1 pseudogene is annotated in these 637 nt (G+C 64.4%); it reads right to left on the bottom strand.

The window, feature by feature from the left end:
- Window positions 1–637: pseudogene (locus PSEMO_RS33465) on the bottom strand (hypothetical protein); the annotation flags it as partial.

Below are 637 nucleotides of genomic sequence, written 5' to 3'. Positions count from 1 at the left end.
GACCTTGAGGCCCCGCTTGCCTCTATGAATGTCATTGGCATCGTCCTTGACCCATTGCGCTTCGCTCTGCACCCAGAACCGTGGCCTGTCCAGCGTGCTGCCGTCGTACGCAGCCCAGTCCTCCAGATGCATGTACAGGCTGTAGAAGGTCAGTGCAGGCGGTGCTTGCTCGGTATTTTCAAGAGGCGGGGCCTGGATGCGATGGCGCACCAGGACGAAGCCGGACGCGCAGGGCGCTTCGAACTCGGGCTTGGGGAAGGGCGCGTAGCGGGTGGTCGGGGTCGTGGTGGGGATGCGATAGGCGACCACTTCGCCATCGGCCATGCACAGCACCCGGGATTGGTCGAGCACGCCCGCGGTGCTGTCGTCGAAATGCACGCCGCCATGCCAGGTGCCATGCACACCGATGGGATAGAAACCGTTGGCGGCCTTGCCCAGGTGAGTCAGTTGCTGGAACACGTCGGAACGGTCGCCGAAGGGATGGCTCCAGTTCTTCGTCAGCAGTTCGGGCGCCGGCTCGGGGTGAGGTTTGAGCGGCACTGGCCACGCCGTCAGTTGTGGGCGTTGCGGTACGGGAGGTGGCGGCGGCAGCGGGTCACCCTTGCCGAACAGGTACTCGGATAAGCGCTTGAGCATG

Origin of the sequence: Pseudomonas putida (assembly GCF_001941965.1) — a bacterium.
Taxonomy (GTDB): Bacteria; Pseudomonadota; Gammaproteobacteria; order Pseudomonadales; family Pseudomonadaceae; genus Aquipseudomonas; species Aquipseudomonas putida_L.
The sequence above is the reverse complement of the archived record's forward strand: the minus strand, read 5'-3'. Positions and strand labels throughout refer to the sequence as shown.